Raw genomic sequence first — 8,590 nt, 5'->3', positions numbered from 1 at the left:
AAATTTCAGGGCGACGTTGTGTGGCAAACTCCAACATCGTCATTCTGGCATGCTTTTAGCCGGAATCTCAGTGTTGATATACAAAGCGAGACCCTGAATAAAAAATTTCAGGGCGACGCCCCATCGTTTTATTCTGGATCGTAACTTAAAATTGGTGATAACCAGCGCTCGGTTTCTTCGATACTCATGCCTTTACGCTTGGCATAGTCTTCTACCTGATCTCTTTTAATATCACTCACGCCAAAGTAACGAGACTCAGGGTTAGCGAAATACCAACCTGATACCGCGGCGGTTGGGAACATCGCAAAGCTTTCAGTGATGTTTAATTCAATGTCCTTATCTGGAGTCAGCAAGTCCCAAAGAAGTGCTTTTTCGGTATGATCTGGGCACGCTGGATAACCTGGGGCTGGGCGGATCCCTTTATACTTCTCGCGAATGAGCGCTTCATTATCTAAGGTTTCATCACTAGCGTAACCCCAGAACTCTTTACGGACACGCTCATGCATATGTTCGGCAAAAGCCTCAGCAAGACGGTCTGCGAGAGACTTTAACATTATCGAACTATAGTCATCGTTTGCTTTCTCAAAGCGTTCGATATGTTCATCGATACCGACACCTGCGGTGACAGCAAATCCACCCATGTAATCAGGCACATTAGTGTCCTTTGGTGCGACAAAGTCGGATAGCGCGAAATTGTTATTTCCGACGCGCTCCAGTTGCTGGCGTAAATGATGAGTAGTCATTAGCACTTCATCACGCGACTCATCAGTGTAAATCTCAATATCATCATCGTTGACGCTATTGGCTGGGTATAAACCAATGACCCCGCGAGCGGTTAACCACTTCTCATCAATGATTTGCTTTAACATCACTTGCGCGTCAGCAAAAAGTTTAGTCGCTTCTTCACCGACTACTTTATCGGTTAAGATATTTGGGTATTTCCCGTGTAATTCCCACGAACGGAAAAACGGTGTCCAGTCAATTCGTTCTAGAAGGTTTTCAAGTGGGTAATCTAAAAATACCTGCTTACCCATAACGTTAGGTTTCACTGGAGGGTTATTCGAATAGTCGAAAGTACATTTATTCGCACGTGCTGCTTCAAGGCTAACTAGCGTTTTACGTTGTCCTTGCTTCAGGCGTTTCTCACGCATAACATCATACTCTTGATAATGTTCAGCAATACAACCAGGACGTGTCTCGTCGTTAATAAGTTTAGTGACAATAGGGACACTGCGAGAAGCATCGGCAACATACAGTGCACCGTGCTCATAGTGCGGTGCAATTTTAACGGCGGTATGTATCTTAGAACAAGTCGCGCCGCCAATGAGTACTGGAATAGTTAACCCTTCACGAGTAAACGCTTTAACGTTATGCACCATTTCATCAAGAGACGGTGTGATTAGGCCGGACAAACCAATGACATCAACATCATTTTCTTTAGCGACTTTAATGATTTCATCAACGCTAACCATTACGCCTAAATCAAACACTTCATAGCCGTTACATTGCAATACGATGCCGACGATGTTTTTGCCGATATCATGAACATCACCTTTCACTGTTGCCATGACAATTTTGCCGTTAGATTGTCCCGGTGTTTTTTCCGCTTCAATGTATGGGTTTAAATAGGCGACGGCTTGTTTCATTACTCGCGCCGATTTAACTACTTGTGGTAAGAACATTTTACCTGAGCCAAATAAGTCGCCGACGATGTTCATACCATCCATTAACGGCCCTTCGATCACCTCAATTGGCTTATCGAACATTTGGCGCGCCGCTTCAGTATCTTCATCGATATACTCGGTGATGCCTTTGACTAGTGAGTGAGCTAAACGGTCAACAACAGGCAATTCGCGCCATGATAAGTCTTGGACATGGGTTTTGGATTTTGAGCCCGCGTTGCGGTAGCGCTCAGCCACCTCGAGTAATAGTTCGGTGCCGTCTTCGCCTTTGTTTAATACGGCATATTCAACAGCATCTTTTAAATCTTTTTCAATATCATCATAAATCGCTAACTGCGCCGCGTTAACGATACCCATGTTCATGCCCGCTTGGATTGCATAATATAAGAACACACCATGAATGGCTTCACGAACAGGGTTATTACCACGGAATGAGAATGAGACGTTAGAAACACCACCAGAGACACCTGCATGAGGTAGGTTCTCACGGATGTAACGCGTCGCTTCAATGAAATCGACAGCGTAGTTGTTGTGTTCTTCGATGCCTGTGGCAATCGCAAAGATGTTCGGGTCAAAGATAATATCTTGTGGTAAGAAGCCTACTTTCTGGGTTAGAACATCATAAGCGCGTTGACAGATTTCAACTTTACGCTCGTAGGTGTCCGCTTGCCCATCTTCATCAAAGGCCATGACGATGGCGGCAGCGCCATAGCGCTTAATCAACTTGGCTTGATGAATGAAAATCTCTTCCCCTTCTTTAAGGGAAATTGAGTTAACGATACATTTACCTTGCACACATTGTAGACCTGCCTCGATAACATCCCATTTAGAGGAGTCAATCATAATCGGCACACGCGAAATATCTGGCTCTGAGGCTATTAGATTGAGGAAGCGAACCATGGCTGCTTTGGCATCAAGCATTCCTTCATCCATATTGATATCGATGATTTGAGCGCCAGCTTCCACTTGGTGTAGGGCTACTTCCAGTGCGGTGGTGTAATCTTCTTCTTTAATTAGACGTAAGAAACGTGCCGAACCTGTGACGTTGGTTCGTTCACCGACATTGGTATACAGTGAATCTTTGGTAATATTATATGGCTCAAGGCCTGATAAGCGACACGCAACTTCAATGGTTGGTAATTCACGAGGCTGGATAGCTTCTAACTTTTCGCTGATACGGCGAATATGCTCTGGTGTTGTGCCACAACAGCCGCCCACAATGTTTAAGAAGCCACTTTGTGCCCACTCGCCGATATAGCCAGCCATTTCAACGGCATCAAGATCATAACCACCAAATTCATTAGGTAAACCCGCATTAGGGTGAGCACTGACAGGGAACTCACAAATCCGTGATAACTCTTCTACGTATTGGCGTAGCTCAGCAGGTCCTAAAGCACAGTTTAAGCCAATACTCAGTGGCTTAACATGGTTAAGCGAGTTATAAAACGCTTCGGTGGTTTGTCCGGTGAGGGTACGACCAGAGGCATCAGTAATCGTGCCTGAAATCATGATGGGTAAGCTATAGCCAAGCTCTTCAAATACAGTCTCAACCGCAAACAAACAGGCTTTAGCATTAAGCGTATCAAAAATGGTCTCAACCATGATGATATCAGCACCGCCCTCGATAAGGGCGTGAGTTGACTCGGTATACGCTTCAACGAGTTGGTTGAAGGTGATATTACGAAAACCTGGATCGTTTACATCGGGTGAAATACTACAAGTGCGGTTGGTTGGGCCAAGTACACCGGCAACAAAACGTGGTTTATTTGGCTCGGTAATTAAAAATTCATCGGCCACTTCACGAGCGAGTTTTGCAGAAGTATAGTTGATTTCACGAGACACTGACTCCATCTCGTAATCGGCCATCGCAATAGTCGTGGCATTAAAGGTGTTCGTTTCAACAATATCAGCGCCAGCAGCATAGTATTGGCGGTGAATATCTTTAATCGCATCGGTTTGGGTGATCGATAATAAATCGTTATTGCCTTTAACAGGACAGCTCCAGTCTTTAAAACGCTCGCCACGGAACTGTTCTTCACTGAAGTTGTGATCTTGAATCATCGTACCCATTGCACCATCAAGGATCATAATCCGTTGACGCATAATCGCTTCTATTTGGGTCTTTCTTTGGGTGGCTTGTTCACTCATCACAATAATCCTATGGCCAATAACTTAACTACTTTGTCACACTGAAATGCACTTATGGCTAATTGAAAATTCAATGTGATTCTGCTAATTGGTATTAGACGTTTAGACGTCTAAAAGCTCATAGTACAACGGATGAAATAAAATAACGAGAGTTAATTGGGACTATTTATTCTTTATCAGAATAAGCGATAAAAAAAACGTCACCCGAGGGTGACGTTTAGCGGGGTTAACTGTTGATAAAACGTTGATAACCAAGGCGTGTTTTTTCAACCATAATATAGTTTATAGGGACTAAAATTAAGGTAATAAAAGTTGCAAAGATAATTCCGAAGGCCAATGAAACGGCCATAGGGATGAGGAACTGCGCTTGTGTCGACTTTTCAAACAATAACGGCATTAGCCCGATAAAGGTAGTGAGTGATGTTAACATCACGGGTCTAAATCGAGCTGCGCCAGCCTGTAATACGGCTTCTTGTAAGGATAATTTTCCGTGTCTGTAATGTTTGTTGATATAGTCAACGAGCACGAGTGAGTCATTGATTACAACACCCACCAACGCCATCATGCCCATGACACTTAAAATGGTTAAATTCATGCCCATTATCCAGTGACCAGCCACTGCACCAATGATACCAAATGGGATCACTGACATTACAATCAAAGGTTGTAAGTAGGATTTAAACGGAATGGCTAGCAGGCCGTAAATCACAAACAACATAATAATTAAGCCTAGCCCCATTGAGCCAAAGGACTCGCGTTGTTCTCTTGCTTCACCTTCAAATTTGTAATGAATACCCGGATAGAGCACTAATAGTTCGTCAATAAACTCACGTAGTTCACGTTGAATTAACTGCATGTCAGCTTCAGACTTTATGGCATCAGCAGTGACTGTCATAGTGCGATAACGGTCAATACGGTTAATTGTTGTTGGGGATAGGCCCGGTGTTAATGTCGCAATTTGACTGAGCGGGAGCTGTTGACCCTGTGCGGTGGTAATGCGTAAATCTTCCAACCCAGCAACCGACTGGCGTTGCTCTTTTGGTAGTTTCAACATCACTCGTACATCATCACGGCCCCGTTGGATTCGCTCTACTTGCACCCCAAAATAGGCGGCACGAATTTGGCTCAAAACCTCACTACGGGTTAAACCAAGTGCATAGGCTTGCTCGTTTAATTCTATTTGTAATTCTTCTTTACCATTAGAAAGAGAGTCCGAGATATCAAATAACGCAGGGTAGAGGGCTAGTTGTTCTTTGACCTGATCACCGACCTCTCCAAGCGCCTTAAAGTCGATACCAGAGAATTGAATATCGACTGGATCGGAGGTGCGACCGATTTCCGCACGATAGGTGAGGCTTTGCGCGCCGGGGATTTCACCAATCATACCGCGCCACTCACGCATTAACTGGCCCGAACCAATCTTAAGTTCACGTTGCTCAGGTGGCACAATTTGGAACATGACCCGTCCCAGATGAGAACCCTGAGAGCGGCCATTGCTGCCTGTGGTTGAGTTAATATCAAGGATTAAGTCTATACCTTCTCGTTCATAGTATTTAGCTTTTAACGCAAATGCAGCGTCGGTCATTTTAGTGATGTAATGATCCGTCACTTCATATGGCGTACCCGTAGGCATGGTTAACGAGGCGCGAGCCGTTTCACTTTCTACACGTGGGAAGAAAGTAAAACGCATCCAGCCACTAGCAAGCAAGCTAATGATAATTAGCAGTACACCAATGAAACTAAATAGTGTCGTACGTTTGTTGTTTAGACAAACCCCTAGAATCGGTTGGTAGTATTTTAAAATCGCATTTTCAAAGCCGTCGGCAAAACGCTCTTGGAAACGAGAGAATGCATTATCAGATTTCTTATCTTGGCGTAATTTAATGTGTTTTAAATGTGCAGGTAGTACTAGCTTTGACTCAATTAACGAGAACAATAAAATTGGGATCACCACAATCGGAATTTGAGCAAAAATATCACCGCGGCGACCTTCGATAAAGGCTAGTGGTAAGAAGGCAACAATGGTCGTTAAAATACCAAAGGTTACAGGAACTGACACCTCTTGGGTTCCTCGAATCGCTGCTTGAAGTCCAGTTTCGCTATGTCGTAAATGCGAGTAGATATTCTCGCCAGTGACAATGGCATCATCGACCACAATTCCTAGCACCAAAATAAAGGCAAACAGGCTAAAGATATTTAATGTCACACCTAGCACTGGCATTAAGAAAAATGCCCCCATAAAACTCACCGGAATACCAATAAATACCCATAGTGCAATCGCGGGACGCAAGAAAAGAGTAAGTAGAAGTAGAACTAAAATCCCCCCTTGCATCGCATTGGTTGATAGGGTGTTTAAACGGTTTTTAACGATGGTTGAACGGTCACGCCAATAAGTTAAATCAACACTGTCAGGCATTAACGGCTGCTTTTCGGCTAAATAGGCTTTAACGGCGTCGGCAACTTCAATGGCACTTTGATTACCGATTCGATAGACCTCAACAAACGCAGCGTTTTTACCATTAAAGCGGCTTGAAAATTGGCTATCATCAAAGCCATCATTGACTTTAGCGATGTCTTTTAAGCGAATTAAACTACCATCACTTTGGGTCAGAATAATAATATTTTCATAGTCATCCTGGCGGTAGGCTTGACCTGATGAGCGAATAAGGACATCACCACCACGAGTTTTAATATTACCAGAAGATAAATCTTTGGAACTGTTGGCAATCGCTTGTGATATTTGATTTAGGCTAATTTGATACTGGCGTAAAATATCCTGATTCACTTCAATGGTTATTTCATAAGGGCGCACTGAGTCTAGTTCAACTTGCGTTACACCGTCTAAACGTAAAATATCGTCCCTGACATGTTCTGCCATTTGACGTATCTCTTTTTCAGATTGCGGCCCAGCAATAACGACACTAATAACTTCCCGTTGGTATTTAGCAAGGCTGACAATGGGTTTCTCAGCAGCGACTGGAAAATTGTTAATCGCGTCAACGCGGCTTTTAATTTCGTTCAGTAGCTTTTGGCTATCAACGCCTTTGTCTATTTCGGCACGCACTGACGCACTGCCTTCTGAAGAGCGACTAGTAAGTTGCTTAATTCCTTCTAAATCTTGAATCGCTTCTTCAACCAGTATGGCTATACCTTGTTCGGTATCTTCTGGTGTTGCACCTCGCAGGCTCACAGATACTGAAATAGTTCTAGGCTCAACCGACGGAAAGACTTCTAATGGTATTTTGTTACCCAGTAAAATAAAACCAACGATTAATATCGAAAACATTAATAAGTTGGCAGCAACATCATTACGAGCAAACCAAGCGATCATGGGCGTTGCTCCTGTGTTTTACTCTCACGTTGCGTTGGTGCTGGTTTCTGATTGTTACCACCTGCACGGTTTTGTGGGCGTCGTGTGCTTTTCTTACTTCCTTTTAGTTGTACGGCTGTTCCTGAGCTCACTTGGCCTAACGGTGTGGTTACAAGATCCTCGCCAGCACTTAAACCACTAGTTACTAGAGCGTCGGATTCATTTTGAAAACCTATTTCTATATCACGGCGTTGCAATTTACCGTCTTGATAAAGATAGACATAGCTGCCTTGGTAGATAGTTGAATTAGGAATAACTATCGCATCTGCAATGGTACGGCCACTAATGGTTGCATTAACGAATTGCCCAATGTTTAACGAACGCTTATCTGCGGCATCAAATGGGCGTAAAACCTCACTAATAATATTGATCTGCTGGGTATTTTGGTCAATGCTACCACTTGTTCGAGCAATGGTTGATGGCCAATATTGAGCTTCACCCCCAATGGTATTAATGATGCTCACACTGGAATCGTTTACTTGTTGCTGAGATTGATGATTATTCGGTAAATCAATTAATGCTAACTGTGAGTTTTTAATCGGTAAACGGACTTCAGCAACCTCTGTTGAAAAAATGCTAGCCAAATTAGTATTACTGTTAATGACTTGGCCGATATCAGCATTTTTAGTTAAAAGACGTCCATCATACGGGGCGATGATCCTAGTACGCTCAACATCAAGCTTAGCTTGCTTCATGTTTGCAGACGCCGCCATTAGCTTGGCTTTAGCTGCTGCCATTTGTGGTTTTCTTAAGGCAAAATCACTTGCCTCATTGAGCGAACCTAAAGTGTTACGATCTTTAATCGCTTGGGCTGAACGAGCAACTTCTTCGTCATAGGCTACTTGTGCTTGAGCCAACTCTGCTTGCGCTGACTCAACGCGAATAAGGTAATCGCGTGGGTCAATACTGACTAACACTTCCCCTTTTTTGAAAAAGCTACCTTCATTAAACGCTGGTGATACGGCCACGATTTGTCCTGACACTTGTGCGGTCAGTTGGCCTTGGTGTTTTGCCGTGACTTTACCAAACGATTGCAAGGTCACTTGATAGGGAGCTTGGTTGATTGTTTGCTTTTCAATAATCATTGATGGAGCAGGGCGGGAGCCTCGCTTCTTAGTCTGAGGTGGCGTATAGAAGATAGCTACGGCGATGCCAACTAACACGATTAAAACAACAAAGGGGATTAATTTTTTTATTATTTTCATGACTACTACTTTATTTTAGGTGTTTCATTAAGAGTACTTCGATAAGGGCAGATTACAGTAATCCATGCTCAGGTTAAGCGCTTTTACATTGCTTTACATAAACGATTACTTGAAATATTTTGAAACATTCCATGTTATCAGGGGCTAGATATAGATTAAGCCTAGCCTATTTTTAATCTGGCAGG

The 8,590-nt window shown here is 43.4% G+C and carries 3 protein-coding genes; all 3 read right to left on the bottom strand.

From position 1 onward, the window contains the following. Positions 1 to 128 precede the first annotated feature (128 nt). Positions 129 to 3,830 (bottom strand): methionine synthase, encoded by a 3,702-nt coding sequence (metH, locus tag Q8W26_RS16300; protein ID WP_101215521.1) that lies wholly within the window; start codon positions 3,828 to 3,830, stop codon positions 129 to 131. 226 nt (positions 3,831 to 4,056) lie between these two features. Beyond that, positions 4,057 to 7,161, bottom strand: coding sequence for an efflux RND transporter permease subunit (locus Q8W26_RS16295; RefSeq protein ID WP_101215522.1), 3,105 nt, complete (start codon positions 7,159 to 7,161; stop codon positions 4,057 to 4,059). Next, positions 7,158 to 8,405 carry an efflux RND transporter periplasmic adaptor subunit gene (locus Q8W26_RS16290; RefSeq protein ID WP_101215523.1) on the bottom strand — a complete coding sequence of 416 codons (1,248 nt, stop codon included), beginning with the start codon at positions 8,403 to 8,405 and terminating at the stop codon, positions 7,158 to 7,160. The genes Q8W26_RS16295 and Q8W26_RS16290 overlap by 4 nt, the downstream gene beginning before the upstream one ends. Positions 8,406 to 8,590: the final 185 nt, after the last annotated feature.

It is taken from the genome of Psychrobium sp. 1_MG-2023, from assembly GCF_030689115.1.
Taxonomy (GTDB): Bacteria; Pseudomonadota; Gammaproteobacteria; order Enterobacterales; family Psychrobiaceae; genus Psychrobium.
Note: the sequence above shows the minus strand (reverse complement) of the source record. Positions and strands in the feature narration are given on the sequence as shown.

Excerpts from the sequence above, each read along its gene's own strand:
- metH (WP_101215521.1), bottom strand. The coding sequence starts at position 3,830 with ATGAGTGAACAAGCCACCCAAAGAAAGACCCAAATAGAAGCGATTATG.
- Q8W26_RS16295 (WP_101215522.1), bottom strand. The coding sequence starts at position 7,161 with ATGATCGCTTGGTTTGCTCGTAATGATGTTGCTGCCAACTTATTAATG.
- Q8W26_RS16290 (WP_101215523.1), bottom strand. The coding sequence starts at position 8,405 with ATGAAAATAATAAAAAAATTAATCCCCTTTGTTGTTTTAATCGTGTTA.